This window comes from Rhizobium sp. 2YAF20, assembly GCF_052114685.1.
Classification (GTDB): Bacteria; Pseudomonadota; Alphaproteobacteria; order Rhizobiales; family Rhizobiaceae; genus Rhizobium.
In genome coordinates, this window is sequence record NZ_JBFRFF010000056.1 from 1 (window position 1) to 24,916 (window position 24,916).

The following is a 24,916-nucleotide window of genomic DNA, read 5'->3' on the forward strand; positions in this document are numbered from 1 at the left end:
ACGTTGCGAAGCGCCGGACATGACGGATGTAGTCCTGCTGAGTGTGGGATCCCAACCCCCGCATCAGCATATCTTCTTGCATGCGTTGGCGAAGCGGTGTGGTCCGGGTATCGTTGGAGAAGCTGGCCATTGAACGTTCCTCTCGTTGAAGGGAACTCCATGGTCAGGCAACACCTGCAGCCTGCCTAGAACCTCAGATAATCATACGAAACTCACCGCGCACGCCCTCCCGCGAAGCGGGTTCGTGCAAGGGGCGCGTTGCAGACGGAAGGGGCCGACGGCAGACTGTCCGCCCCCAATGCACCCTACACAAAGCGGACATCGAAGTATCTGACGACGAGGTCCGGGATCGGCCCCAAATCGGTCATACCCTCCAAACGGAGCCGATGCCCGCTTGGCGCAATCCGGAAGTCAGCGAATTTCCGCCGATCGCCCAAAACAGAAGTTGCAGCGACAGGGCATCGCCGTACATAAGCGTCCAACGCCACCGATCACGAGCGGCGCTACTTCGGCCTGCTCGGCATTGGTTCTCCGCGATGCGATCCCGCGATCAGGGCGAGAGTTTCCGAAATCTGGGCCGCCGACATTATCGTCGCGATAGCCTTGAGGTCTTTGGGACCTCTAGATCGCAGAATGAATTTTAGGGGTCGACAATTTGAAACACGTTCGTAACGCTAGGGCTGCTGCCGATGGCTGGCAAGGAATGGAGATTTCGGCAAGTGAGACTCGGCTAAAGCCGCTGCGGTATGGCGGCCGCAAAGAAGTCAGTCGCGCGGCGCACGCGTGCCGGCACGAACCGACGCTTCGGCCAGACGAGGCTAATGTCTCTGGCGTCGTTCAGAAAGTCGTCGAGAATTGTAACCACGTCAGGATGGCTGAGTTCATCGGCGAGCGAGACCTTGGCGAAGAGGCCAATTCCAACGCCGGCCAGAACACCAGCCCGGATCGTTTCGACGCTGTTGGACGAAAGGTTGCCGCGAACGGGGACGCTAAATCGTCCGTCTGGTCCTGAAAAGGGCCATTTCGCCAATTCCGTCAGGCCGCCGTATAACAGGCAATTGTGATCACTCAGCTCCGCGGGGGTCTTGGGTACTCCGTGTTTCTCGAAGTAGCGACGGGATCCGACGCATACGAGGGGCGTGCCCGCCACCCGCCGGACAACCGCATCAGAGTCTTCGACAAGCCCCACCCGGATTGCCAGGTCGATCCGATCTTCCACCATGTCTCGCACGAAGTCCGAGAGAACGAGATCCACCTGAAGGCCAGGATTAAGAGACAACAAGTCGGGGATCAGCGGCAGGATATGCAGGCGGCCAAAAGTGGAGGCCGCGCTGATCCTGATCAGGCCAGACGCGTTCAGCGTGCTGCTCGTCAGTTCGCTGTCGGCATCGTCGATCTCATCAAGGAGCGGCTTCGTCCGGTCATAATATCGCTGCCCCTGATCCGTCAGTGTCACGCTGCGGGTGCTGCGGTTGAACAGCGCCACGCCAAGACGTTTCTCAAGCGCGGCGACGGACTTGCTGACGGCGGGCTGTGACTCGCCGGTCCGACGCGCGGCGGCTGAAAAGCCGCCTGCTTCGACAACCGCGATGAAGGCACTCAATTCGTGAAACCGATCCATTTCATTCTCCTGAAGCATCAATCTTATGGAGATAAGCGTTATTATCAACGATTTTCACATGACCTAAATAGGGCGTACTGCAACCCTTGAAAGGAAATGTGTCATGAATATCAATCTTACTGGCCGCAAGGCGGTCGTCACTGGATCATCGGCCGGTATCGGCCGAGCCATTGCAGAAGGGCTGGCGCGCGCCGGTGCCGCGGTCGTGGTCAACGGCCGCCGCGAGGACAGGGTCGCCGCTACGCTTCGCGAGTTGCGCGCGCTTTTCCCAAAAGGTGAGTTCACTGGCGTTGTTGCCGACCTTGCGACTCCGGAAGGCGCGGCGGAGTTGTTCGCGCGGGCGCCGGATGCGGACATTCTCGTCAACAATGTGGGAACCGGGCGCGCGAAGCCCTTCTTCGAAATTGGCGACAGCGAGTGGATCGATCTCTTCGAGCTGAACGTCATGAGCGGCATTCGCGCCTCCCGTCACTATGTGCCGAACATGATGAAGCGCGGCTGGGGTCGCGTCGTCTTCATCAGTAGCGAGTCTGCGCTCGCTATCCCCGTGGACCTGATCGACTACGCTATGACCAAGACTGCTCAGCTTGCCATTGCAAGGGGCTTGGCCGAGACAGTTGCCGGTACAGGCGTCACCGTCAATTCGGTCCTGCCGGGTCCGACGAATTCGGAGATTATGGGCGGTTGGATGAAGGCGGCAGCGGAGGCGCAAGGCATTACGCAAGAGGAAGCCGAGCAGCAGTTCCTCAAAACGACGCGCCCGAGCACGCTCATCAAGCGGTTCGCAACGACTGAAGAGGTCGCAAACCTAGTCGTCTATGTCTGCTCGAAGCAGGCGTCGGCGACAACAGGGACGTCCTTGCGAGTCGACGGCGGTGTCGTGCGGACAATCGCATAAGGCAACCCGCTTTTGGCACGCTTGAGCCGCTCCAAGGAGGGCCAAAGCAAATTGGTTACCTCTCAGGGCAGACAACAGCTCAAGTCAGATGTGCCTTGCGTTCGTGAGCGTATTTCCAATTCAAACAGCGATCCGGAGGATCTCATGAGCTACGGGAAGCATCAAATCCGCGAATAGGACGTTCGAGGACCATTGGGTCTTCTCCATCACCGTTCGAAATGGCAAAGTCACGAACATCCGGGAGTATGTCGACACGCAAGCACTGGGGCGGGCATCCGAGACGGACGCACGCCCCAAGCCCTGACCCTTCGGGACCGTTGCCACCAGATTATCGCTCCAGCGACACTCACAGCGAGGTGGTGGCGGAAAGATATTCGATCAGGCATGACGTCGCCGGTCCCGGACGACGATCGGCAACATGCGCACATCCCCGGAGTACGCTCGGATGTTTGGGACTCCGCCCGAGCGGGACGTTAGGAGCCTTCGGGAAAACTCTCCTGTGACACAGCCCACCACCGGCGTAGTCGGTGATAGCGGAAAGGCTGTCGCAAGCGACCAGCATCCAGTCAGGCGTGTGCCGACCGACCGCTAAAACGCTCCGCGATACGGGCTTCAGCGGCCGCTGTCGGCGCAAACACGCCGCCCCGCCATCCGCTTCCATGTCCGCTTTAGAGACCCCGCTAGGGTGGGCTCTATGACCGAGATAGGGCGCAAAGCGGTCAGAGAGCCCGAGGATCGCCGAACGCCACCTTCGGCCCCAAAACTGCCCCATAGCGGCTTTGCGTTGGCGTCAATAGAATTTGATATCCGTCAAAATCCATCATTTCGGGTGAGCAAATATTCTGCATCATCACCTTGCCAGGCGCAATCATGACCTGAACTTCGACCGGGACGCCTTCAATGCCCCGAAATACAATCGTATTGACGCGCGCAACCATTCCTCGTCCCTTCGTCCGCGCCTTCCTGAACAGATGCGCATCCGGGCGGGAAGAGGCCATTAATTGCAATCTTGCGTGGGAAAAAGAGTAAAGTAAGAACAATAAATGAACGGTTTCCCGCATCCGCTGCAATTGGATTGCAGCGGGTTGTAGGCGTGGAACAAAAGACCGATGGAGAGGGAAAACCGCGATGGCGGGCCCGATCTCAGGCCCGCTTGCGCTCGATGGCGTCCCAAAGAAGGCTGGCAATATCGGCACCGCCGAAACGCTTGACTTCGCGAATTCCCGTCGGAGACGTGACGTTGATCTCAGTCATGTAATCACCGATGACGTCGATGCCGACGAGCAGGAAACCACGCTGCTTCAAGGCCGGCCCGATCCGGGCGCAGATCTCTTGTTCGCGCGGCGTCAGCTCCGTTGCCTCTGCACGGCCGCCGACATGCATGTTGGAGCGGCTGTCGTGTTCAGCCGGAACACGATTGATGGCGCCGACCGCTTCGCCGTCGACAAGAATAATGCGTTTGTCGCCCTTGCGGACGTCGGGCAGATATTGCTGGGCGATGAAGGGCTCGCGAAACATCTGGCCGAACATTTCCAGCAGCGAGGAAAGATTGCGATCATCGCGCGTCGAATGGAAGACGCCGGCGCCGCCATTGCCGTAAAGCGGCTTCAGAATGATGTCGCCCATCTCTTCGCGGAAGCGGCGGATTTCGGCCGCGTCGCGGGTGATCAGCGTCTTCGGCATCAGGTCTTCGAATTCGGTGACGAATATCTTTTCCGGCGAGTTGCGAACCCAGGCCGGGTCGTTGACGACGAGCGTCTTCGGATGGATACGCTCCAGCATATGCGTCGAGGTGATGTAGCCCATGTCGAAGGGCGGATCCTGGCGCAGCAGCACGACATCCATCGTCGCAAGGTCGATCCGCTCGGGCTCGCCAAGCTCGAAATGGTCGCCCTTGATATCTCGAAGCACCATGGGCTCTGCCGTTGCATGGACCTTGCCATCGCGCATGCTGAGGCGCTCCGGCGTGTAGTGGAAGAGCTTGTAGCCGCGGGCCTGCGCTTCGAGGCTCATGGCGAAGGTGCTGTCGCCTGCAATGTTGATGCCCGACACATGGTCCATCTGGACCGCGACATTCCTGATCTTCGCCATCTCTGCCCCTCGCTCGAATTCCGGACAGATGTAGGTCGCCGATCGCTCGAACGCAACGGCTATTCAGTGGCTTGCACGACAGATGATGGCCTCAGGCAGCTAAACCCTGCACGCCGCCGCTCCTTATGAAATTGCGCAGACGGTAGGCGACCGTCAGGGGCCTTGGGAAGGGTTTGCGGCAAAAGGCAATTTTCTTTACGTAGGTCTCGATGCTCCAGACGGCCGAGCTGCCGCCCGGAAAATAGGCGACATCGCCGGCTCGCAGCAGCCGTTCGGTGCCGTCCTCGGTCGTGACGAGAACCTCGCCCTCGAGGATCATCACTGTTTCATCCCAGCCAAAGTGCCAGTTGAACGCACCCGACGTGCAATCCCAGATCGCGGTGACAGCCGCATCGTCCTGGCCGCGAGAGTGCTCGGCCAGCCGCGCGACCGGCGTTCCTGAAATGATCCAGCCGGGCTCGATCGGCGACGGTCGAAGTGTCATGTCATCAGCGGCGCCGGCAACAAATCCCTTTGCTTCCGGCGCAGCAAGAACTTCGGGCACCGCGCGTGCCGCAAAAGCGACGGCCGTTGCCAACATCGGTTTCCAGACCATGATCATCCCCCGTCATGCGATTGGCGTCGAAAATCTAATGGCACGACGGAGGTAAGCGCGACGTTGACGGGTGAGATTGCATTTTAACTATCGCCTGCTTTAAGCAAAACCTTCGATTGTGCAAATCAGCAGGTCATGATCTGACAATGGCTTGCCTTCATCGTTCAACGAGGAAACGAGGTGGCTTTCGCTGATTTTCAAACCTCTGGTGAGGAACCAGTCGAGCTTCATCACGCGCTCCGGAAATCGCGTGATCAGGCTCGGTCGGGTACTCACCTGAACGAGCGGACCACCGTGACGTTCAAAACCACGGCGGGCGGCCATTGCAAAGAGCGTATCAGTTTCGAAATTGCCGCCTGAATGATTGCCGGTGTTGAAGTCGCCGCCGATCAGGATCGGCAGACCGGGCGCATAAGCCTCAACGGCATCGATCAGCGCGGCCATCTGGCGTTCGCGATAAGGCCCGTTGGCCACGCTTTCGAGATGAACCGACACGGCGACGAATGGCCCAGCCGCGGTTTCCACCGTCGCGCCGACGGCGCAGCGTTCGCCGATCCGCAGCTGTTCGTTGCTGTCCTTGAACCATGCCGCTTCACCCGGCAGACGAAGGAGGAAGGGTTGCTTCAGCGCCGTCGACGCCATGATCGCGTTGCCGTGAAAGCCCTTCGCGTTGAAGTCATCGCTGCGGTAGGAACGTTCGATTTCCGAGCCGAGGCTGAGCTCGAAGAATTCGACACCATAGGCATAGGCCAGACCGAGTTCACCAGCGACGATAGCGGTCGGGTCCTTCTGAGCCGTTCGGGCCATGCCCTCGTCCATTTCGCTCAGGAGTACGAGCGGCGCCGCGGTTGTTCGAAGCTTTGCAGCGGATTCCTCTGGAAAGAGGCAGCGTTCAAGGTTCCAGGCTGCCACTGCAAATGGGAAGGCGAGCGCCGCCGTTCTGCTTGAAGTTCCACCAATTCGGACTGCGTTCATGCAGGAAAGCGAAGCGATCAGCGCGTCGTGGACGGACGGTGTCTTTTCAAGTGTGCAGAATCGCTGGCGCTCCTCCTGGGAGGGGATGTCGAATTGGGAAACGGTGTTGCGGATCATTGTCAGCCTGTCTGCTATCGATAGAGGGTGGCGTCAACTTCGTCATGCCGGCGCGAATTCGTGGCGGCCTTAATCGCGTTTTGTGACGTCCGCGTGAACGATCGTTGAGAACGCGTCCCGAAAATGTCGGGGCCACCGGCAGGGCAAGATGGCGACGATGTCGCAGCGTTGCGGCAGATGGGCATGGTCGGGCTGGCGGACGAGCCACAGATCGCTCGCGCCGCGAATGCGTTTCTGCGCACTATGGGAAACGGCATCGATCGCCTCCTGGTCCAGCCGTCGCGCCTTCACCTCGACAAACACGGCAAGATCGCCCATGCGCGCGATGATGTCGATTTCGCCGAGCTTGGTGCGAGGGCGGATGGCAAGGATGCGGTAGCCTTTCGCGCGCAGGAAAAGTGCTGCGAGATGTTCCCAGACATGGCCGCGACGTCAGGCGTTGTGGCGCTCGCCGTTGTCACTCAGGCCGCGCCTTCATCTCAAGGAGACGTTGATAGAGGTCGCGCTTCGACAGGCCCGTCAGACGCGCGGCCTCCGCCGAGGCCTTGGCGGTCGGCATTGTCTTCGACAGGTCCGTGAGCAGGGCTTCGACATCTGCCTCGGTCGTCGTGACTTCCTCTGGTGGAGCGACAAGGAGGACGATCTCGCCCTTGACGTTGTCGACGCCTGCATAGTAGGCGGCGAGGTCGGTAAGCGTCCCACGACGGAACTCCTCGAAGGTCTTGGTCAGTTCCCGACAGACGGATGCCTTCCTGGTAGCGCCGAGAACATCTGCGCCAGCCTTCAGGGTAGCCGCAATGCGGTGCGGTGATTCAAAGAAGATCAGCGTTGCCGGCACCTCGACAAGTGCTGCGAGGCGGTCGCGGCGGGCCTTGTCCTTGGCGGGCAGAAAGCCTGCAAAGAAAAACGCGTCGTTCGGCAGGCCGGAGCCGACGAGGGCCGCAAGCGGTGCGGATGCGCCTGGAATGGGCACGACGCGATAGCCCGCCTCGATCGCCTGGACGGCAAGCCGATAACCCGGATCGGAAACCAGCGGGGTGCCGGCATCGGAGACCAATGCCACCGAACGGCCGCCGGCCAGGGCTTGCAGCAATTTGGGGCCGACCTCGTCGGCATTGTACTCATGATAGGCATAGGGGCGGTTCTGGATGCCGTAGCGGTCGAGCAGGACGCGGGTGACGCGCGTATCCTCGCATGCCAGCACATCCGCACCTGCCAAGGTTTCCAGCGCTCTCAGCGTAATATCACCGAGGTTGCCGATCGGCGTCGCAACGAGATAGAGCGCCGGCTCCAGCGGTCGGGCGGGAACCGCTGCGTTGTTCAGCCTGTAGGATCGCTGCTTGCCACCCTCGCTTGAAGTCTCGTCACTCATATGCCGTCCACGCCCTGTCAAAAAGTTCAGCCTTTATGGGCGAGGCGCGCCGCCTGGGCAATAGAGGACGAAATCCTGTGGTCTTCCAAAGGGAAAATCCGAAATGAACGGCTGCGACGGCGCATGCCCCTTGCATTCATATGCTGAATTCTGCCATTTTGCCGGTCCACTCCTCCGGGCCTGGCGCGGAGAGGAATTCCTTCAGGCGCACCCTGGCGCGCCGGGGCAGTAACGGTCGAAAGCGGTAGCATCCCATGCGTATTACTATTGAGCGGTCAAACCTTTTGAAGTCGTTGAACCACGTGCACCGCGTGGTGGAACGCCGCAACACGATCCCGATCCTTTCGAACATCCTCTTGAAGGCCGAAGGTGCCAATCTCGATCTGAAGGCGACTGACCTCGACCTCGAGATCACCGAGGCGACGCCGGCCAATGTCGAGCAGGCGGGTGCCACGACCGTTCCGGCCCATCTGCTTTACGACATCGTCCGCAAGCTGCCGGACGGCTCGGAAGTACTGCTGGCAACCAATGCCGATGGCAGCTCGATGACCGTGGCGTCGGGCCGTTCGAAATTTTCCCTGCAGTGCCTGCCGCAATCGGACTTTCCGGACCTCACCGCCGGCACCTTCAGCCATTCCTTCCGCCTCAAGGCGAAGGAGTTGAAGATGCTGATCGACCGGACGCAGTTCGCGATCTCGACGGAGGAGACGCGCTACTATCTCAACGGCATATTCTTCCACACGATCGAGAGCAAGGGTGAGCTGAAACTACGCTCCGTCGCCACCGACGGCCATCGCCTCGCGCGCGCCGACGTCGACGCTCCGTCCGGATCAGAGGGCATGCCCGGCATCATTATTCCGCGCAAGACTGTCAGCGAGCTTCAGAAGCTGATGGACAATCCCGATGTCGATGTCACCGTCGAGGTGTCGGATGCCAAGATCCGCCTGACGATCAGCAACATCGTCATGACGTCGAAGCTTATCGACGGCACGTTTCCGGACTACCAGCGCGTCATCCCCGCCAATAACGACAAGGAAATGCGCGTCGATTGCCAGACCTTCGCCCAGGCCGTCGACCGCGTTTCGACGATCTCGTCGGAACGTGGACGCGCGGTAAAGCTGGCGCTTACCGACGGGCAGCTCCTCTTGACCGTCAACAATCCGGATTCGGGCAGCGCAACTGAGGAGGTTGCCGTCGGCTACGATACAGATCCGATGGAAATCGGCTTCAACGCAAAATACCTTCTCGACATCACGGCGCAGCTCTCCGGCGACGAGGCGATCTTCCTTTTGGCAGATGCGGGCTCCCCGACCCTGATCCGCGATACGGCCGGCGACGATGCGCTCTACGTTCTGATGCCGATGCGGGTTTAATCTCACCAAGGCGACATAAACTTTGTCGCTTGCGACATTCAACCTTGTCTTTCCGAAATGGGTTTGCAAGATAAGACGTGTGCAATACGCCTGCGTTTTAGGCAAATCTGTTGGAGGAACCCCATGGCCTTGCGGCTGAAGGAACGGCTAGGAAAGAAATTCGACGAGGAGATTCGCTTCTTCAAGGGCATGATGCAGGGGCCACGAACCGTTGGTTCGATCGTGCCGACCTCTTCGATTACCGCCCGCAAGATGGCAAGCGTTGTCGATATTCAATCCAGTCTCCCCGTTCTCGAGCTTGGCCCAGGGACTGGCGCCATCACCAAAGCGATCCTTGCCCGCGGCTTATCGCCGGAAAAGCTGGTGGCGATTGAATATTCCACCGACTTCTTCAATCACCTCGTGCGCCGCTATCCCGCCGTCAATTTCATCAACGGCGATGCTTTCGACCTTGATAAGACGCTCGGCGCTCTTTCCGGCCAGAGGTTCGATTCCGTCGTCTCGGGCATTCCGCTGCTGAACTTTCCAATGCAGGCCCGGATCGCGCTACTCGAGAGCTTGCTTGACAGGCTGCCGCGCGGCCGTCCCGTGGTGCAGATTTCCTACGGCGCCGTATCGCCGATCATCGCCCGGCCGGAACGCTACCACATCAAGCATTTCGACTTCGTCGTCCGCAATATCCCGCCTGCCCAACTCTGGATCTACCGCCGCGGTTGACAGGGGCCTTACATCGATGTTCGCGCTCTATATCACGCATCCGCAAGTCCGCATCGATCAGGCGGTCGCCGTTCCCAAATGGGGCCTTTCGGAGACTGGCGCTGCGCGTGCCCTGCTGGCAGCAACCCGACCCTGGGCCAGGCAGCTCGGGCGGATTATCTCGAGCGACGAGACCAAGGCGATGGAGACCGCCGCATTGGTGGCGGCGGGAAGCCTCTCGGTCGAAGTCATTGAGGGCATGCACGAGAATGATCGCAGCGCCACTGGCTTCCTGCCGCCGCCGGAATTCGAGAAAGCCGCAGACTGGTTTTTCGCCAATCCGACCGCGAGCTTTCATGGCTGGGAACGGGCCATCGACGCACAAGCGCGCATCGTATTGAAGGTGGAGGAGGTGCTAGGGCAGCACGACCCCAAGGTGCCGGTCGCGTTTGTCGGGCATGGCGGCGTCGGTACCCTTCTCAAATGCCACCTTGAAAAGCGACCCATCGCTCGGCAGGGGGATCAACCGGCGGGTGGCGGCAATCTTTTCTGTTTTCGTCTTGCAGACCGGGCGCTCTCATGCGACTGGACGCCTATCGAAGACTGGCCGGGATGGGTTGAGCAATGACCGCACCAACAGCACGCGAGCGCCTGATCGTCGGACTGGACGTGCCGACCCTTAGGGAAGCCGAGGCAATCGTCACCACGCTCGGCGACGATATTCTCTTTTACAAGATCGGCTATCAGCTGGCCTTTGCCGGCGGATTGGAGTTTGCCCGCGATCTCGCCGAGAGTGGCAAGAAGATCTTCCTCGACATGAAGCTGCTCGACATCGACAACACGGTCGCCTCCGGCGTCGAGAATATCGCCAAGATGGGCATGTCGATGCTGACCTTGCATGCCTATCCGAAGGCGATGCAGGCGGCTGTATCCGCCGCGAAAGGCTCCGATCTCTGCCTCCTGGGTGTCACTGTGCTGACCTCGATGGATGCGCAGGATCTCATTGACGCGGGTTATGAATATGATCCGCATGCCCTGGTGCTGCGGCGAGCCGAGCAGGCACGCCTTGCCGGCATGGGCGGTATCGTCTGCTCGGCGGAAGAGGCGACCGCCGTGCGCCCGATCATCGGGCCTGAGATGGCTTTGGTAACGCCAGGCATCCGGCCGGTCGGCAGCGACAAGGGGGATCAGAAGCGCGTTATGACCCCGGCAGATGCCATCCGCGCCGGATCGAGCCACCTGGTCGTTGCCCGCCCGATCATCAAGGCACCGGACCCCAAGCAGGCGGCCCGTGCAATACTGGACGAGATGCTCTCGGCGCTCTGGCCGGCAAACCACTGGAAATGAGGAGGACCGTCATGCCTAAAGGATACTGGATCGCCCGTGTCGATGTTCGCGACACAGAGCGCTACAAGGACTACGTCGCGGCTGGCAAGCCGGCTTTCGAAAAATACGGTGCGAATTTTTTGGCACGCGGCGGCGCCCACGTCCAACTGGAGGGGACCGCACGGGCGCGCAATGTCGTCATCGAATTTCCCTCGCTGCAGCACGCCGTCGACTGCTACAATTCGCCCGAATACCAGATTGCCGCGAAAATCCGCCACGAAATTGCGGACGCCGAAATGGTCGTCGTCGAGGGCATCTAAACCAAACGAACGGCTTTTTAGATGCGGCGCGATGGCACTTCACCTCGCGCTTCGATTCGGCTAAGACGAAACCAGATCGGTACAATCCCCAGATCGATAAAATCCAAAGCCTTTCGAGGAACCTGCCATGACCCTGTCGAATCTTCCGCCGCTCGTCACCGTGTTCGGAGGATCCGGCTTTGTCGGGCGTCATGTCGTGCGTGTCCTTGCCAAGCGCGGGTACCGCATCCGCGTTGCCGTTCGGCGGCCGGATCTTGCTGGCTTCCTGGTGCCTGCCGGCAATATGGGTCAGATTTCCATCGTCCAGGCCAATCTTCGCTATCGCAACTCCATCGACCGCGCCGTCGAAGGCGCCCAGCATGTCGTCAACTGCGTCGGTATCCTATCGGAAAGCGGGCGCAACACGTTCGACGCCGTCCAGGAATTCGGCGGCCGCGCCGTGGCCGAAGCCGCTCGCTCCGTCGGTGCAACGCTGACGCATCTCTCCGCCATCGGCGCCAATCCTGGCTCGACCTCCGTCTACGGTCGCACCAAGGGCCGCGCCGAAGCTGCGATCCTGTCGATCAAGCCCGATGCGATCATCCTGCGACCGTCGATCGTCTTTGGCCCGGAAGACAATTTCTTCAACAAATTTGCCGAGATGTCCCGCCTCGCGCCTGCCCTGCCGTTGATCGGCGGCGGCGTGACCAAGTTCCAGCCAGTCTATGTCGAAGATGTCGCCGAGGCCCTTGCCCGCGCCGTCGACGGCACGCTCACGCCCGGCAAGACCTATGAGCTCGGTGGGCCGGAAGTACTGAGCTTCCGCGAATGTCTCGAGACGGTGCTTTCGGTCGTCGGCCGCAAGCGTGCGCTGGTGTCGCTGCCGTTTGGCGTCGCCTCCTTGATCGGCAGGCTCGCGTCGTTCATTCCGTTGATCGCCCCGCCGATCACACCCGATCAGGTTCGCCTTTTGAAGTACGACAACATCGTCTCGAAGGAAGCGGAGGCCGAAGGTCGCACGCTTTCGGCAATCGGCATACGCCCAACCATGCTGACCTCCGTGTTGCCGTCCTATCTGGTGCGCTATCGCCCCAAGGGTCAGTTCACCGGCTCCGGCAAGGCCGCCTGAGTCTTAAAAAATTCAAGAAAATTTTAAGAATCGCCCGTTGAGCCCAGCGGGCGATTTTTTGTATTTTGGCGGCGGGATTGAGGCTTTTCCGGCGCTTTTCGACGGGTATTTCAAGCGCAATCGTTGCTCAAAAGACGCAGCTGAAAACAAGTGACATTAACGCCAAATTTAGCTGGAACAATTATTGCTAAATGCCATTCCACCCACTAACAAATCCGCGCGCCGTCCAGTTGGATCCCAAGACCACATAGCGACGCGCTTCAAATTGCAGAAAGGCATTCTTCCATGGGCAAGTCCATCGCGCTTTTGTTTGCGTGCGCGGCGTTGGTAATCGTTGCGGGTTCGTTCATTGCGCCCGGCAGCGTGGCAGCGGTCAAGGGCGAGTGCTCGCCCGCCTATGGCGTCGATCCGTGCAGCACCGGGTCTATCAATCCCTGACAAAAAACGGCCGGCGCCTCGGCGCTGGGCGCAGAAACCCGGCAGGACCCTATGCATCCGCGCCATGAAGGCGCGAATGCGGTGTTCGGGGGATGTTTCAGCGCACCACGCCGGCTGCGACCAGGCCGAGCAGCAGCGCTCCGAGGATAATGCGGTAGATGGCGAAAACCGTAAATCGATTGCTTCGGATGTAGGAAAGCAGCCATTTGACGGCGACGAAAGCCACGATCGTGGAAACGACGAAGGCGATCGCCAGCGAGGTCCAGTTCTCGCCTGCCGCTCCACCGTCCTTGAGCGTCTTCATGAGTTCATAGCCGCTTGCGGCATACATGGTTGGAATGCCGACGAGGAAAGCGAATTCGGTCGCAGCGGCGCGGTCTCCCGTGCCTGCCAGCATTGCGACGAAAATCGTGGCGCCAGAGCGTGATGTTCCGGGAAAGACGCCGGCGACAATCTGGGCTATGCCCACCAGGATGGCGACGAGCCAGGTAATCTGGGTATGGGGCGGCTTGCGGGCAGCAGCCCATTCGGCAAAGATCATCCAGATACCGCCGATGATCAGCGCCAAGGCGATCGGCGTGACAGTCTGCGGCAGTTCGAAGCCGAGTTTCTTGACGACTAGTCCCAAAACTGCGGTGATGAGAAATGCGACAATCAGCTTGGCTGCATAGGCACGGTTCTGCGGATCTCGCCAGCCAAGCAGTAGATCCAACAGACGACGCCAGTAAATGAAGGTGACGGCGAGGATGGCGCCTGCCTGGATGACGATATTGAACATATCAGACCGGCTGCCGAGCCATTGCTCTGCAATGAGCAGGTGGCCGGTACTCGAGATTGGCAGAAACTCGGTAATGCCTTCTATGATGCCCAAGATTATTGAGTTTATGTAGTCCATAAATTGTCTCCGGGTTGGAATTCGGTCGGACGTGAACTGCGTTGAGGCCGATCGGAGCGGCATCCATCTAAATTCGTCAGAGGCGCGGCGAAAGAGGCTGATTATCGGCTGTTGATGATTTGTTCAGTCATGTGGTGTCCTCTGTCAAAGGGCTGGGCGGCCCGATTCGCTTGTGTTCGCGGGGCCAAACTTCTATAGCTTCAACGAATGAGTCATGACTAGGGCCGCCAGATTACAAGGCCTCGGTCGATGCATCCATCACTCACAAAATTCGAGTTTCAATGCCGACGCTTTACCATCACTCCATGTCTTCCGCATCACGGTTCGTCCGTCTGATCCTGACCGAATACGGTTATCAGACGGAGCTGATCGAAGAACAGACGTGGGAAAAGCGTCGCGACTTCCTGGCACTCAACCCCGCAGGCACGCTGCCGGTCTATGTGGACGACAGCATGCGGGCGCTCTGCGGCGCCACCGTCATCTCCGAATACCTCGACGAGACCCACGGCGTCCTGAAGCGCGACCGGCGGCTTCTGGCCGAAGATCCTTTCCAGCGGGCGGAAATTCGTCGGCTCACGGAATGGTTCATGCAGAAGATGGAACAGGACGTGACGCGGCCCTTGGCGCGCGAGCGGGTCTTCAAGCTGCAGATGTCGGCCGAGCAGGGCGGCGGTGCGCCCGACAGCAAGATGATGCGGACCGCACGCGCCAATATCCGGCAGCATTTGAAATATCTTTCGTGGCTGGCTGGATCGCGACAATGGCTTGCCGGCGAAAGGCTGAGCTACGCCGACCTTGCGGCTGCTGCATCGCTCTCCGTTCTCGATTATCTCGGCGAGATCGATTGGGCCGAGGTGCCGGTGGTCAAGGACTGGTATCAGCGGCTGAAGTCGCGGCCATCCTTCCGGCCGTTGCTGACCGAACGCGTGCGCGGACTAACGCCCGTTTCCCATTACGCCGACCTGGATTTCTGAACGAGGGCCGCCGATGCCCGAACATTGCGACCCGTCCAGTCACTCCGATGACAAGCTGCAAAAGCGACGCCGGGAATTGACGCGTTTTCTGCAAGTGGAAGCACGGGCACAGGGATTCGATCTTTGTCGCGTCACACGGCCCGGCGCCATTCCCGACGCGCGCAAGCGGCTCGCCGATTTTCTCGATCACGGCTACCACGGCACGATGGAGTGGATGGCGGAGACACGCGAACGGCGCGGCGACCCGTTGATACTCTGGAGCCAGGTGCGCTCGATTGTCGTCTTCGGGCTGAATTACGGTCCTGAAGAGGACCCGCGCGGCATTCTCGCCAAGCCCGACAAGGCGGCAATCTCCGTTTATGCCCGCAACCGCGACTATCATGACGTCATCAAGGGACGGCTTAAGGAGATTGCCACGCGTTTTGCGGCGCGATCGCAGGAGGACGTCAAGGTCTTCGTCGATACTGCACCGGTGATGGAAAAGCCCCTGGCCGCTGCCGCCGGGCTTGGATGGCAGGGCAAGCATACAAACCTCGTCAGCCGCACACATGGTTCCTGGCTGTTTCTCGGCTCGATGTTCACGACCGCCGACTTGATCTTGGACGCGCCCGAGGTCGATCATTGCGGCTCCTGCCGCGCATGTCTCGACGCATGCCCCACCGACGCCTTTCCCGCACCCTATCAAATCGACGCCCGGCGCTGCATCTCCTACCTTACCATCGAGCACAAGGGGCCGATCGAGCCGTCGCTCAGACCGCTTATCGGCAATCGCATCTATGGCTGCGACGACTGCCTGGCCGCCTGCCCATGGAACAAGTTCGCCGCCAAGGCCTCGGAAATGAAGCTCGTAGCCCGCGATGATCTGAAGGAGCCCTCGATCGCCTTCCTGCTGACGCTGGACGATCCGGCCTTTCGCACTTTTTTCACCGGGTCTCCGATCAAGCGTATCGGCCGGGACCGGTTTATCCGTAACGTGCTGATCGCCGCCGGCAATTCCGGGGACGGAGCATTGATCGCTCCATGTCGCCGGCTTGGCGCCGATCCCTCCCCCATTGTCCGTGGCATGGCCGTCTGGGCACTGTCGCGGCTGATGACGGCTGGCGAATTTCGTGCTTTTGCTACAGAAGAGCGCGAAGAGGCTGACGAGGATGTGCGAAGCGAATGGCGGCTGGCGGGAGTGGCATGATGCATATGATGATTTTCGGTTGCGGCTATTCCGGCACGGCGATTGGCAGGAGCTTTGCAAAGCCGGGCGTTCAGCTTTCCGGCACGACGCGCTCCGCCGAGAAGGCCGCCTTGCTGCAACAGGACGGCATCGATGGTTTCGTCTTCGACGGCGAGACCATCGATGCCGCACTCCTCGATGTCATGAAAAGTGCGACGCATCTGGTGCAGTCGATCGCGCCGGGCAAGGCAGGCGATCCTTTGCTCCGGCTTCTCGGCGCCGAGATCCGTGCAGCAATGCCGAAGCTCGAGTGGGTCGGCTATCTTTCAACCGTTGGCGTCTATGGCGATCACAAAGGCGCCTGGATTGACGAGAATATATCGGTGCACCCCGTTTCCGCGCGTTCGGTGGAGCGGGTCGAGGCCGAGGACGGGTGGCTGGCGCTGGGCCTTGCCATCGGCGTGCCGGTCGCGGTGCTGCGACTTGCCGGCATCTACGGTCCGGGACGCAATGCGTTCTGCAATCTAGATAGGGGTACGGCGCGGCGGCTTGTCAAGAAGGATCAAGTCTTCAACCGCATTCGCGTCGAGGACATTGGAGCCGCCGCCCTCTTCCTTGCCGACCGCGGGCTCGGTGGCCTTTACAATGTGACCGACGACGAGCCCGCCCCGCCGCAGGATGTCGTGGCGGAAGCAGCAAGGCTGATGGGTGTCGAGGCGCCGCCGGAGCAAGCCTTCGAGACCGCGGAACTCAGCCCCATGGCACGCTCCTTCTATGGCGAGAACAAGCGCGTCTCCAACGCGCGACTTCGCTCCCTCGGATTTGCTTTCTGCTACCCGGAGTACCGGATGTCGCTCGCAGACCTCTGGTTTTCGGGGCACTGGAGAGCCTGAGCGGGTTAAAGAGATTTGCGGATTGCTCTTGCCCGCCGGCGACGAAAATTGACCGGCCGAGCCGCAAACTCCCCGACCAAAAAGAGCAGGAAATTCCTACTAATCCACACTGAGTAGCTATTTTTCCTCCCTCGAAAGGGTTAATCGCCCCTTAATTTGCACATTGTGGCAAGAATTATGGCGAACTCGGAAAAAATAATTTCTTGATTTTGTGATGATTCGCTTTCCAATAAAATGAACGGAAAATTTGTTCCACTTTCGACTGATTCCGTTGGGATTTTTCCAAATTTCTGAATTTCATCATTTGCTAATCATATTCGCTCTCGATCCGAAATATTACGGTCTGTAACAGTCCGTGATCGATGCGGGCACTTTTTCGCCATTTTTGAGATCATTTAAGCGCGACCGCCAGGGACGCGCAGTTTAACAATGTCGAGGGACAATCTGTTTTGAATATAATCACCCGCTGTATTGCAATCTCCGCCACTATATCTGCTTCCGTTGTTATCGCACCGATTGACGCTTCTGCTTCAAATGGATGCGGAGGGGCGTCCTGGTACGCGGCACATTCAAAGACTGCTTCGGGGGAGCGCATGAACCCCTCGACACTTACTGCTGCCCATCGGTCGCTTGCCTTCGGCACGCGGCTGAAAGTGACCAACAAGCATAACGGACGGACCGTCGTGGTTCGCGTCAATGATCGCGGTCCCTTCATTCGGGGACGCGTGCTCGACCTGTCGCGGGCAGCAGCGCAGGACATCGGAATGGTCTCGACCGGCACTGCCAGCATCTGCTACCAGGTCGTCAGCGCATCGTAGCAATTCGCCCTTAAGCTTGCTCTCTCCGTCAATCGCGGTTACCACGCGGTTTAGACGTCTCAATAATCCGCCGCCATGCATTGATTTCGAGCGGATTGATGAGGCGCCAGCGTCATGCAGGAGAAGAGTGAATGCGTTTGGGCGGTCGGCTTCAAGGGGCCATCGAGATACTTGGCGACATCGAGGCTCGCAAGCGACCGGTAGCCGACGCGCTGAAGGACTGGGGCCTTGCGCACCGCTTTGCGGGATCGGGCGATCGGGCGGCGATCGGCAACATTGTCTATGACGCGCTGCGCATGCGGCTCTCGCACGCTTACCTGATGGATGACGACAGCCCTTCGGCGCTTGCCCATGCGGTCCTGTTTCGCCAGTGGGGCGTTACACCAGACATCCTTGCCACCGAACTCGCCGGCGACCGCTTTGCGCCGGAACCGCCAAGCTCCGAAACCCTTGCCGCCTTTGCCGGCCGCTCGCTTGCCGACGCACCCGGCTATGTGCAGGGTGACATACCCGAATGGGTTCAGCCGTCGTTTGCCCAGGCGTTTGGAGATACCTGGTTGTCAGAAGCAAAGGCGCTTGCCGAGCGCCCGACGCTTGACCTGCGCGCCAATTCCCTGAAGTCATCCCGCGACAAGGCCTTGAAGGCTCTCGATCGTGTCAGGGCGCAAACTGCTAAAATTGCCCGCCAGGGCATCCGCATTCCCGCCGGAGAAGGCGCCTCCCGTCTACCAAACGTAACAGCCGAGCTTTCGTTCCAGAAAGGCTGGTTCGAGGTGCAGGATGAAGGTTCGCAGATCGTCGCAGACCTTGTCATGCCGCTCGAAGGCGACCAGGTGCTCGACTATTGCGCCGGCGGCGGCGGCAAGACGCTGGCCATGGCTGCGGCTATGAACAATAAGGGCCAGGTTCATGCCTATGATTCCGACCGCAAGCGGCTGGCGCCGATCATCGAGAGGCTGAAACGCGCCGGCACGCGCAATGTCCAGGTCCATGACGACAAAACGGGGTTGCTCGCGCTGCGCGGACGCTGCGACAAGGTTCTGGTCGATGCGCCCTGCACCGGCACCGGAACGTGGCGGCGGCGCCCCGATACCAAGTGGCGGCTGAACCAGAAGAACCTTGAGGAGCGGATCAGCCAGCAACAGGAAGCGCTCGCCCAGGCAGCGGAATTCGTCCGACCCGGCGGCATGCTCCTCTATGTCACCTGCTCCGTGCTTCCTGAAGAGAACGAGGCGCAGGTTGCTCGCTTCGCGACCGATAATCCCGAATTTGAAATCGTCGAGGCGCTGAGTTCCTGGGCCACGCTGTTCGGCGCAGATGCGCCGCGCCCACGCACTTCAGACAGCAAGACGATCACGCTGACGCCGGCCTCGACCGATACCGACGGCTTCTTTTTCTGCCGACTGCGACGCAAGCCTTAAAACTTTATCCAGCGCTCTCGGGAAAAGGCGGCGCGCGCAGCGGATATTGCTGGCGCGGCGGAACGAGGTGGTGGAGGACAGCGACCGCGATCAGCAGAATGCTGCCGAGGGATACGACGAGAAACAGTGTCGTCGCCGGCAAATGCGAGGCGAAGGCCACCAGAGGGACCGCGCCGGCCGGCGGATGCGTTACTCTCAGAATGAGCATCGCTGCGATCGACAGTCCAACCGCAACGGCCGCTGCCCACCAAAGGCCAGGAAAGAGCACCATGGCGACGCTGCCGATAAAGGCGGCAAGCAAATAGCCCCCAAGCACATTGGCCGGCTGCGCAAGGGCGCTCTTCGGCTGGCCGAATATCAGCACAGCCGTCGCACCGAACGGCGCTATCAGCATCGGAATCCCGGTTACAATCGTCAATGCACCGACGATGGCCATGCCGATCACGGCGCCTGCGCCCGATTTCAGGTGACCGTGCCAGTGACCCTTTGGCTCGTGGCGATGAATGAAATGCCTGAGATGTCGGCGCATATTGTCGGGATTTCTTCACGGTTGCCAAATTTGCATGTTTTTTGACCTGTCTCTGCCTATTTTGCAAGCAAATCCATTCTGGATTTTTGCGGCGAAATGGCACATCCGATCTTAAAATCATTCCAAACTAGAGTATTTGACACCAGTTTAATTTTCGGCCATGTAACCGATCGCGCGAGTTCTCGCAGGCCCCGCCGCTTTTGGAGAAGACCCCATGAATCTGAAGACCAATTTCTATGTCGCAATGGCGGTGGCTGCGGTCGCTTTGACCGCCTACACAATTCCGGCCTATGCTGCCCCCGACGAAGCCGCTGTTATCAAGCACTATGCCGAGGTCGCGCATGCCAAATACGAAGACTCGCTGATTACGGCGAAGCGTTTGGACACGGCAATCGATGCGCTGCTCGCAAATCCGAGCAAAAAGACGCTCGACGAGGCCCGCGCCAGGTGGATTGAAGCCCGCGTTCCCTATTCGCAATCGGAAGTCTATCGTTTCGGCAACCCGATCGTCGATGATTGGGAAGGCGGGGTAAACTCCTGGCCGCTGGACGAAGGCCTGATCGACTATGTCGATGCCTCCTACGGCACGGAGAGCGACGAGAACGCCCTCTATGTTGCCAACGTCATCGCCAACAGGACGATAAAGATCAATGGCAAGGACGTCGACGCCTCACATCTGACGCCTGAGTTCCTGTCGAGCACGCTGCAGAGCGCCGGCGACGTCAAGGCGAATGTCGCGACCGGCTACCACGCGATCGAATTTCTGCTTTGGGGACAGGACCTGCATGGAACCGGCCCAGGTGCCGGCGAGCGTCCCTACACGGACTACGACCTGAAGAACTGCACGCACGGCAATTGCGACCGGCGCGCCGAGTATCTAAAATCGGTGTCGACGAAGCTTGTCGATGACATGCAGGTCATGACCGACAACTGGAAGCCGGACGGTCCGGCAACCAAGCATGACAAAGAAGATGTGAAGGCGGGCATCACCGCAATCCTGACCGGTATGGGCTCGCTCTCCTATGGCGAACTGGCGGGAGAACGGATGAAGCTCGGCCTGCTGCTGCACGACCCGGAGCAGGAGCATGATTGCTTCTCCGACAACACCTACAACACCTACAACAACGACATCATCGGCATCGAAGCCGCCTATACCGGCAACTATACCAGGATTGACGGCACCAAGATGAAGGGCCCGTCGCTGCATGATCTCGTCGCTGCCAAGGACAAGGCCATCGATAAGGAAATGATGGAAAAGTTCGCCGCCACGAGCACGGCGGCGACCACCATGGTCAAGCGCGGCGAGACGGTCGAAAAGTACGATCAGATGATTGGCGAAGGCAACACCAAGGGCAACGCAGTCGTCCAGCACGTCATCGACGGCCTGCTCGACCAGACGAAAACTATCCAGCGCGTCATCGCAACGCTTGACATCGGCACCATCAAGCTTGCCGGTTCGGACAGCCTGGATAATCCTAACTCCGTCTTCAAGAAGTAACAAAGGAGGGCGGCGGCGCTGAAAGGCACTGCCGTCCTGACCGCGATGATCCCTATTCGTGCCGCCAGCCTCTGTCTGCCCGCCTTCGTGGCGGGCATTCTTGGCTGTGCGGTTTCGCTGGTCGCCGCGGACGCACTGAACGGTTCGATCATTCGCAGCGACCTTTCCCCGGCTGAGCGCAAACGTGTCGCAGAGGTCACGAAGCCGACGGCGGATTTCTCCAAGGCAGAGCCTTACGAGGCCATGGAAAGCGGGGCGACAACCTCGATTGCTCCCGTCACCGCAGATGCTTTCTCGCAACCCTCGGCCAATCTTGACAAGGACAAGGGGCTGGATTTCCACCTTGGCAACGCCCTCTTCCGTCAGCTCTGGGTCTCCTCACCTTCCTCGACGCAGGCGACGGACGGGCTCGGCCCACTTTTCAACGCCCGGTCCTGCCAAACCTGTCATATCAAGGATGGTCGCGGCCATCCGCTGGAGGCCGATGGCAATGCCTCGTCGATGCTCCTAAGATTGGCCCGGCCGGCCAAGACGCCCGAAGAACAAAGGGCGATGGCGAGTTTTCGCGCGATCAACTTTCCTGATCCGACCTATGGGACGCAGCTCCAGGACCTCGCAGTGCCGGGTCTTTCCGCCGAAGGCAGGGTCGCGGTCACCTACAGCGAGCAAAATGTCACCCTTGCCGGCGGCGAGACCGTCTCGTTGCGCAAGCCCGGCTATTCGGCTGCCGACCTTGCCTACGGCCCGCTCGATCCCGAGACGACGCTTTCAGCGCGCGTTGCTCCGGCAATGCTGGGTCTAGGCCTTATCGAAGCCATCGCGGACGCCGACATCCTTGCAGGCGCCGATCCCGACGATCGCAAGGGCGACGGCATTTCCGGCAAGGCGGCAATCGTGCGTGACAACAGGACGGGCAAGCTTGCGCTGGGGCGTTTCGGCTGGAAGGCACAGAACGCGAGCGTGCGCGACCAGACGTCCGCTGCCCTCGTGACCGATATCGGCATTTCCAATCCGGATCACCCGAACGCGTTTGGCGACTGCACTGCCAAGGAGCCGCAATGTCTTGCGATGCCGACCGGCGTGCAGAAGCGTCTCGGTGCTACCGAAGCTCCGGACCCTGTGCTTGATCTCATGACCTATTACTCGGAGAATCTTGCCGTTCCGGCCAGACGCAAGGCGAGCTTCCCCGAGACATTGCGTGGCAAGCAGATGTTCTATCAATCCGGCTGCATCGCCTGTCACACGCCGAAATTCGTGACGCGGAGCGATGCCAGGGCGAAGGCGCAATCCTTCCAGCTCATCTGGCCCTATTCCGATTTCCTTCTGCATGACATGGGCGACGGCCTTTCTGACGGCCAGCCGGTCGGCGTTGCTACCGGCCACGAGTGGCGAACACCGCCGCTCTGGGGCATCGGCCTTACCCAAACCGTCAGCGGGCATACTTTCTTCCTCCACGACGGTCGCGCGCGGAACTTGACCGAGGCCATCCTCTGGCATGGTGGAGAGGCCGCCAAGGCCCGAGACGCCTTTGCATCCCTGCCCAAAGACGACAGGCAATCCCTTATCACCTTTCTGGAGTCCCTTTGATGCGCCACTGGAAATTTCTCCTTGCCGGCCTCCTCTTTGGCGCAGCGGCCCTGCCCGCTCTTGCCCAGCAGGCAGCGCCCGCCGACACACTGAACGAGGCGATGGTTCCAGATGTCATGCGCAAGGCAGTCGACGATGTCATTCGCCCCGGCTACCGCAACATGCATCAGTCGGCGTCCCGATTGACTGTCTCGATGAAGGACCTTTGCGACGCGCCGTCGCCCGATACCTTGAGCCATGCAAAAACGGCCTTTGCCGACACGATCAGGAATTGGTCGATGATCGAGATCCTCCAGACCGGCCCGGTGCTCGACAAGAACCGCTTCGAGCACATCCTGTTCTTTCCCGATCGCAAGGGGATCGGTATGAAACAGGTGCAGGCGCTGATCGCCAAGGGAGACGACAAGGACGCGACCGCAGAGGCCGTCTCGACCAAAAGCGTTGCGCTGCAGAGCCTGACCGCGCTCGAATATGTACTCTATGGCAACGGCGCAGAGACGCTTTTCACGGACAGGCAAGGTTTCCGCTGCCGCTACGGCGCGGCAATCGCTGAGAATATCGGGACCGTTTCAGGCGAGATTTCAGCCGAATGGGACAAGCCCGACGGCATACAGAAGGCCTGGAAGAACCCCGGTAAGGACAGCGAGGCATTCGAGGACAACAAAGAGGCGATCACCGCCCTTCTCGGCGTTCTCGTCCACGGCGCTGCGAACGTCCGTGATCAACGTCTTGAGAGTTTCTACAAAGGCGACGTCAACGCTGCGCATCCGAAAATGGCGATCTATTGGCGTTCGGGCAATAGCTTCACATCGATAACCACCAATCTCGAAGGCTTGCAGGCATTGTGGACCAAGGCCGGCATGGCCGACCTTTTGCCCGCCGGCAACCGCGATATCGCGGGCAAGATCGACACGCTTCTGACGCAGTTGATCGCGACGGCGCCGACCGTTAATCCGGACGTGCCGGCGGCCCTTTCCGATGATGGCCAACGCACCAAGATCGACGTGCTTCTAGCCGGTACCCGCGATCTAACCACGGACTTCTCCGATGGGTTTGGCGCCGCCATCGGCCTCAAGGCCGGCTTCTCCTTCGCGGATGGAGACTGATCGATGCCGCGGAGCGCGATGATCGACCGCAGGGCCTTCGTCAAGGCTGCCGGGATGACCTTCCTTGCAGCCCTCCGGCCCGGTGCGCTCATGGCACTCGAGCGAACCGACGCCGTCTTTGCCTCGGGGATCCGTGCCAGGGACGGCTCCTACGCGGTTGCCACAGTGACCGAGCGCGGCGAGATCGTCGATCAGGTGGCGCTGCCGACGCGCGCCCACGGCATGGCATTCAGCAAGGCAACGGGCAACACGGTTGCTTTTGCGCGCCGCCCCGGCACCTATGCGATGATCTTCGATCCCAAGGGCAAAGCCGAGCCGATCATCGTCACCGCGCAGGAGGGCCGACACTTCTACGGCCACGGTGCATTTTCGCCCGACGGGCGACTGCTCTACGCCAGCGAGAACGATTTCGACGGCAATCGCGGCATGATCGGCATCTATGACGCCCGCAATCGCTTCGCGCGCATCGGCGAGTACCAGACATACGGCACCGGCCCGCACGACGTGACCGTTTCGGACGACAGCCGTTTCCTCATCATTGCCAATGGCGGCATCGAGACGCATCCGGATTTCGGCCGGACGAAACTCAATCTCGACCATATGGAACCATCGCTGACGCTGGTCGATACCGCAACCGGCAGCCTGATCGAAAAGCATGTGCTTGCGGCGCAATACGCGGAGGTCTCGACGCGGCATGTCGACATCGATGCCAACGGGAAGATCTGGTTTGCGTGCCAGTATGAGGGGCGCCGCAACGCGCTGCCGCCGCTGATCGGCCACTTCGCCACGGGCGAGGACCTGACCTTCATTTCTCTGCCTGACGAGACGACGCGCGCGCTTGGCAACTATGTCGGTGCGATCGCCGTCAATCGTCGCGAAAACCTGGTTGGCGTGACCTCCCCGATCAATGGCGCCGCCGTAACTCTCGACGCCAAAACAGGTGCGGTCCTTAAGGTCGAAAGCATCGCGGACGCCGCCGGCATTGCCGCTGCCGCAACCGGTTTTGCCGTGTCCTCCTATGGCGGGCGGTTCAAAGGCCTGCAGAGCGAGGTCGCCTGGGACCAGCACATCGTGCGCATAGCACCATGAGAAGCGTGAGC

General features: G+C 60.1%; 24 protein-coding genes and 3 pseudogenes. 18 read left to right on the forward strand and 9 right to left on the reverse strand.

The window, feature by feature from the left end; genetic code table 11:
• Nucleotides 1-730: 730 nt before the first annotated feature.
• Entirely contained in the window at nt 731-1,621 is an 891-nt protein-coding gene (locus AB4Z52_RS32855; protein ID WP_442222042.1) for a LysR family transcriptional regulator, read from the reverse strand.
• A gap of 103 nt (nt 1,622-1,724) precedes the next feature.
• Between AB4Z52_RS32855 and AB4Z52_RS32860 the strand changes: the two genes are divergently transcribed.
• Both AB4Z52_RS32860 and AB4Z52_RS32865 read left to right on the forward strand, forming a co-directional pair.
• A complete protein-coding gene (locus AB4Z52_RS32860) occupies nt 1,725-2,519 on the forward strand; it encodes an SDR family NAD(P)-dependent oxidoreductase (RefSeq protein ID WP_442222043.1) in 795 nt (264 codons plus the stop codon).
• A 148-nt stretch (nt 2,520-2,667) separates the two neighbouring features.
• Nucleotides 2,668-2,823 (forward strand): annotated as a pseudogene (locus AB4Z52_RS32865) (nuclear transport factor 2 family protein); the annotation flags it as partial.
• A 520-nt stretch (nt 2,824-3,343) separates the two neighbouring features.
• On the opposite strand, the pseudogene AB4Z52_RS32870 reads toward AB4Z52_RS32865, so the two are convergent.
• From AB4Z52_RS32870 to rsmI, 6 genes and pseudogenes are all read right to left on the reverse strand, one after another.
• Nucleotides 3,344-3,457, reverse strand: a pseudogene (locus tag AB4Z52_RS32870) (ATP-binding protein); the annotation flags it as partial.
• 205 nt (nt 3,458-3,662) lie between these two features.
• A complete protein-coding gene (gene gshB, locus AB4Z52_RS32875) occupies nt 3,663-4,610 on the reverse strand; it encodes a glutathione synthase (protein WP_442222044.1) in 948 nt (315 codons plus the stop codon).
• A 91-nt stretch (nt 4,611-4,701) separates the two neighbouring features.
• The gene (locus AB4Z52_RS32880; protein WP_442222045.1) at nt 4,702-5,205 is read right to left on the reverse strand and encodes a cupin domain-containing protein; all 504 of its coding nucleotides are present in this window, start codon (nt 5,203-5,205) and stop codon (nt 4,702-4,704) included.
• Between the two features lie 99 nt (nt 5,206-5,304).
• On the reverse strand, nt 5,305-6,297 hold the full coding sequence (locus AB4Z52_RS32885; RefSeq protein WP_442222046.1) for an endonuclease/exonuclease/phosphatase family protein: 993 nt from the start codon (nt 6,295-6,297) through the stop codon (nt 5,305-5,307).
• A 69-nt stretch (nt 6,298-6,366) separates the two neighbouring features.
• Nucleotides 6,367-6,729 (reverse strand): annotated as a pseudogene (locus AB4Z52_RS32890) (YraN family protein); the annotation flags it as partial.
• A gap of 25 nt (nt 6,730-6,754) precedes the next feature.
• Nucleotides 6,755-7,669 (reverse strand): 16S rRNA (cytidine(1402)-2'-O)-methyltransferase, encoded by a 915-nt coding sequence (gene rsmI, locus AB4Z52_RS32895; RefSeq protein ID WP_442222047.1) that lies wholly within the window; start codon nt 7,667-7,669, stop codon nt 6,755-6,757.
• Nucleotides 7,670-7,923: 254 nt separating this feature from the next.
• On the opposite strand from rsmI, the gene dnaN reads away from it, so the two are divergent.
• The 7 genes from dnaN to AB4Z52_RS32930 all read left to right on the forward strand — a co-directional run bounded on the left by dnaN (nt 7,924) and on the right by AB4Z52_RS32930 (nt 12,930).
• Nucleotides 7,924-9,042, forward strand: coding sequence for a DNA polymerase III subunit beta (gene dnaN, locus AB4Z52_RS32900; RefSeq protein ID WP_442222048.1), 1,119 nt, complete (start codon nt 7,924-7,926; stop codon nt 9,040-9,042).
• 123 nt (nt 9,043-9,165) lie between these two features.
• The gene (gene pmtA, locus AB4Z52_RS32905) at nt 9,166-9,759 is read left to right on the forward strand and encodes a phospholipid N-methyltransferase PmtA (RefSeq protein WP_442222049.1); all 594 of its coding nucleotides are present in this window, start codon (nt 9,166-9,168) and stop codon (nt 9,757-9,759) included.
• A 16-nt stretch (nt 9,760-9,775) separates the two neighbouring features.
• Nucleotides 9,776-10,366 carry a histidine phosphatase family protein gene (locus AB4Z52_RS32910; protein WP_442222050.1) on the forward strand — a complete coding sequence of 197 codons (591 nt, stop codon included), beginning with the start codon at nt 9,776-9,778 and terminating at the stop codon, nt 10,364-10,366.
• Complete coding sequence (gene pyrF, locus AB4Z52_RS32915; protein ID WP_442222051.1) at nt 10,363-11,085, forward strand: orotidine-5'-phosphate decarboxylase; 723 nt, start codon at nt 10,363-10,365, stop codon at nt 11,083-11,085. The genes AB4Z52_RS32910 and pyrF overlap by 4 nt, the downstream gene beginning before the upstream one ends.
• Before the next feature lie 11 nt (nt 11,086-11,096).
• Nucleotides 11,097-11,384, forward strand: coding sequence for a DUF1330 domain-containing protein (locus tag AB4Z52_RS32920; RefSeq protein ID WP_442222052.1), 288 nt, complete (start codon nt 11,097-11,099; stop codon nt 11,382-11,384).
• A gap of 127 nt (nt 11,385-11,511) precedes the next feature.
• The gene (locus AB4Z52_RS32925) at nt 11,512-12,492 is read left to right on the forward strand and encodes a complex I NDUFA9 subunit family protein (RefSeq protein WP_442222053.1); all 981 of its coding nucleotides are present in this window, start codon (nt 11,512-11,514) and stop codon (nt 12,490-12,492) included.
• A gap of 285 nt (nt 12,493-12,777) precedes the next feature.
• Nucleotides 12,778-12,930 (forward strand): hypothetical protein, encoded by a 153-nt coding sequence (locus tag AB4Z52_RS32930; RefSeq protein WP_442222054.1) that lies wholly within the window; start codon nt 12,778-12,780, stop codon nt 12,928-12,930.
• Between the two features lie 97 nt (nt 12,931-13,027).
• Here the strand turns inward: AB4Z52_RS32930 and AB4Z52_RS32935 are convergent, their stop codons facing one another.
• Nucleotides 13,028-13,825 (reverse strand): undecaprenyl-diphosphate phosphatase, encoded by a 798-nt coding sequence (locus AB4Z52_RS32935; RefSeq protein WP_442222055.1) that lies wholly within the window; start codon nt 13,823-13,825, stop codon nt 13,028-13,030.
• Between the two features lie 281 nt (nt 13,826-14,106).
• Here AB4Z52_RS32935 and AB4Z52_RS32940 point away from each other — a divergent pair, with 281 nt between their 5' ends.
• The 5 genes from AB4Z52_RS32940 (at nt 14,107) to AB4Z52_RS32960 (ending at nt 19,096) form a co-directional block, all read left to right on the forward strand.
• On the forward strand, nt 14,107-14,799 hold the full coding sequence (locus tag AB4Z52_RS32940) for a glutathione S-transferase family protein (RefSeq protein WP_442222056.1): 693 nt from the start codon (nt 14,107-14,109) through the stop codon (nt 14,797-14,799).
• Nucleotides 14,800-14,812: 13 nt separating this feature from the next.
• Nucleotides 14,813-15,985 carry a tRNA epoxyqueuosine(34) reductase QueG gene (queG, locus tag AB4Z52_RS32945; RefSeq protein WP_442222057.1) on the forward strand — a complete coding sequence of 391 codons (1,173 nt, stop codon included), beginning with the start codon at nt 14,813-14,815 and terminating at the stop codon, nt 15,983-15,985.
• Nucleotides 15,985-16,857, forward strand: coding sequence for an SDR family oxidoreductase (locus tag AB4Z52_RS32950; RefSeq protein WP_442222058.1), 873 nt, complete (start codon nt 15,985-15,987; stop codon nt 16,855-16,857). Before queG ends, AB4Z52_RS32950 begins: the two co-directional genes overlap by 1 nt.
• Nucleotides 16,858-17,315: 458 nt before the next feature.
• Nucleotides 17,316-17,675: a septal ring lytic transglycosylase RlpA family protein gene (locus AB4Z52_RS32955; protein WP_442222070.1), complete on the forward strand. Its 360-nt coding sequence runs from the start codon at nt 17,316-17,318 to the stop codon at nt 17,673-17,675.
• A 131-nt stretch (nt 17,676-17,806) separates the two neighbouring features.
• Nucleotides 17,807-19,096, forward strand: a complete 1,290-nt coding sequence (locus tag AB4Z52_RS32960) for an RsmB/NOP family class I SAM-dependent RNA methyltransferase (protein ID WP_442222059.1) — start codon at nt 17,807-17,809, stop codon at nt 19,094-19,096.
• 4 nt (nt 19,097-19,100) lie between these two features.
• Here AB4Z52_RS32960 and AB4Z52_RS32965 read toward each other — a convergent pair whose 3' ends face one another.
• A complete protein-coding gene (locus AB4Z52_RS32965) occupies nt 19,101-19,625 on the reverse strand; it encodes an HPP family protein (protein WP_442222060.1) in 525 nt (174 codons plus the stop codon).
• A gap of 214 nt (nt 19,626-19,839) precedes the next feature.
• Here AB4Z52_RS32965 and AB4Z52_RS32970 point away from each other — a divergent pair, with 214 nt between their 5' ends.
• The 4 genes from AB4Z52_RS32970 to AB4Z52_RS32985 are packed head-to-tail and all read left to right on the forward strand — an operon-like array spanning nt 19,840 to nt 24,905.
• Nucleotides 19,840-21,123 (forward strand): imelysin family protein, encoded by a 1,284-nt coding sequence (locus AB4Z52_RS32970; RefSeq protein WP_442222061.1) that lies wholly within the window; start codon nt 19,840-19,842, stop codon nt 21,121-21,123.
• Nucleotides 21,124-21,168: 45 nt separating this feature from the next.
• On the forward strand, nt 21,169-22,710 hold the full coding sequence (locus AB4Z52_RS32975) for a di-heme oxidoreductase family protein (RefSeq protein ID WP_442222062.1): 1,542 nt from the start codon (nt 21,169-21,171) through the stop codon (nt 22,708-22,710).
• Nucleotides 22,710-23,816 carry an imelysin family protein gene (locus tag AB4Z52_RS32980; protein WP_442222063.1) on the forward strand — a complete coding sequence of 369 codons (1,107 nt, stop codon included), beginning with the start codon at nt 22,710-22,712 and terminating at the stop codon, nt 23,814-23,816. The genes AB4Z52_RS32975 and AB4Z52_RS32980 overlap by 1 nt, the downstream gene beginning before the upstream one ends.
• 3 nt (nt 23,817-23,819) lie before the next feature.
• Nucleotides 23,820-24,905: a DUF1513 domain-containing protein gene (locus AB4Z52_RS32985; protein WP_442222064.1), complete on the forward strand. Its 1,086-nt coding sequence runs from the start codon at nt 23,820-23,822 to the stop codon at nt 24,903-24,905.
• Nucleotides 24,906-24,916 lie beyond the last annotated feature (11 nt).

Bases quoted from the DNA above. Each gene is read 5' to 3' on its own strand.
- AB4Z52_RS32960 (WP_442222059.1), top strand. From the start codon at position 17,807: ATGCGTTTGGGCGGTCGGCTTCAAGGGGCCATCGAGATACTTGGCGAC.
- gshB (WP_442222044.1), bottom strand. From the start codon at position 4,610: ATGGCGAAGATCAGGAATGTCGCGGTCCAGATGGACCATGTGTCGGGC.
- AB4Z52_RS32860 (WP_442222043.1), top strand. From the start codon at position 1,725: ATGAATATCAATCTTACTGGCCGCAAGGCGGTCGTCACTGGATCATCG.
- AB4Z52_RS32970 (WP_442222061.1), top strand. From the start codon at position 19,840: ATGAATCTGAAGACCAATTTCTATGTCGCAATGGCGGTGGCTGCGGTC.
- AB4Z52_RS32930 (WP_442222054.1), top strand. From the start codon at position 12,778: ATGGGCAAGTCCATCGCGCTTTTGTTTGCGTGCGCGGCGTTGGTAATC.
- AB4Z52_RS32980 (WP_442222063.1), top strand. From the start codon at position 22,710: ATGCGCCACTGGAAATTTCTCCTTGCCGGCCTCCTCTTTGGCGCAGCG.
- AB4Z52_RS32940 (WP_442222056.1), top strand. From the start codon at position 14,107: ATGCCGACGCTTTACCATCACTCCATGTCTTCCGCATCACGGTTCGTC.
- AB4Z52_RS32950 (WP_442222058.1), top strand. From the start codon at position 15,985: ATGCATATGATGATTTTCGGTTGCGGCTATTCCGGCACGGCGATTGGC.
- AB4Z52_RS32855 (WP_442222042.1), bottom strand. From the start codon at position 1,621: ATGGATCGGTTTCACGAATTGAGTGCCTTCATCGCGGTTGTCGAAGCA.
- AB4Z52_RS32965 (WP_442222060.1), bottom strand. From the start codon at position 19,625: ATGCGCCGACATCTCAGGCATTTCATTCATCGCCACGAGCCAAAGGGT.
- pyrF (WP_442222051.1), top strand. From the start codon at position 10,363: ATGACCGCACCAACAGCACGCGAGCGCCTGATCGTCGGACTGGACGTG.
- AB4Z52_RS32910 (WP_442222050.1), top strand. From the start codon at position 9,776: ATGTTCGCGCTCTATATCACGCATCCGCAAGTCCGCATCGATCAGGCG.
- AB4Z52_RS32885 (WP_442222046.1), bottom strand. From the start codon at position 6,297: ATGATCCGCAACACCGTTTCCCAATTCGACATCCCCTCCCAGGAGGAG.
- AB4Z52_RS32920 (WP_442222052.1), top strand. From the start codon at position 11,097: ATGCCTAAAGGATACTGGATCGCCCGTGTCGATGTTCGCGACACAGAG.
- AB4Z52_RS32925 (WP_442222053.1), top strand. From the start codon at position 11,512: ATGACCCTGTCGAATCTTCCGCCGCTCGTCACCGTGTTCGGAGGATCC.
- rsmI (WP_442222047.1), bottom strand. From the start codon at position 7,669: ATGAGTGACGAGACTTCAAGCGAGGGTGGCAAGCAGCGATCCTACAGG.
- pmtA (WP_442222049.1), top strand. From the start codon at position 9,166: ATGGCCTTGCGGCTGAAGGAACGGCTAGGAAAGAAATTCGACGAGGAG.
- AB4Z52_RS32935 (WP_442222055.1), bottom strand. From the start codon at position 13,825: ATGGACTACATAAACTCAATAATCTTGGGCATCATAGAAGGCATTACC.
- AB4Z52_RS32975 (WP_442222062.1), top strand. From the start codon at position 21,169: ATGATCCCTATTCGTGCCGCCAGCCTCTGTCTGCCCGCCTTCGTGGCG.
- dnaN (WP_442222048.1), top strand. From the start codon at position 7,924: ATGCGTATTACTATTGAGCGGTCAAACCTTTTGAAGTCGTTGAACCAC.
- AB4Z52_RS32880 (WP_442222045.1), bottom strand. From the start codon at position 5,205: ATGGTCTGGAAACCGATGTTGGCAACGGCCGTCGCTTTTGCGGCACGC.
- AB4Z52_RS32985 (WP_442222064.1), top strand. From the start codon at position 23,820: ATGCCGCGGAGCGCGATGATCGACCGCAGGGCCTTCGTCAAGGCTGCC.
- queG (WP_442222057.1), top strand. From the start codon at position 14,813: ATGCCCGAACATTGCGACCCGTCCAGTCACTCCGATGACAAGCTGCAA.